This window comes from Leifsonia sp. HAY1-4F (genome assembly GCF_056755275.1).
Map to the genome: position 1 here is coordinate 1 of NZ_JBNDHX010000226.1, position 333 is coordinate 333.

Below are 333 nucleotides of genomic sequence, written 5' to 3' on the forward strand. Positions count from 1 at the left end.
GTTCCGTTCCATCCCAAGACCTGTCCTGAAGTGGCAGACATTTGATTGAGTTTTGCTGCTGTTACTGCACCATCTGCAATTCCTGCGGTAGATACTGTTCCAAATCCTAAAGCGGTTCCGCTTCTTCTTAATACATACCCATCGGTACCTGCTGAAATATCTGTCGGAGCTGCTGCGGCATTGGTTGCATTTCCTTTGACGGTAAGAGCAGCTGCGCTTGCCATCTGGCTGTTGGTTACTTTTCCTGCACCGATGGAGGTTACTCCGGTATTGGAAATGGTAACGTCCCCTGTCGGACTTACCGCTGTGGCTACGTTAGAGGCACTTCCTACA

Annotated in this window: 1 protein-coding gene; it reads right to left on the reverse strand. The window is 49.8% G+C overall.

Going from position 1 to position 333, the window contains the following annotated elements:
* Window positions 1-224, reverse strand: a 224-nt coding sequence (locus ACPYOG_RS19320; RefSeq protein ID WP_481295751.1) for a hypothetical protein, incomplete at its 3' end; no start/stop codon positions are given.
* Window positions 225-333 lie beyond the last annotated feature (109 nt).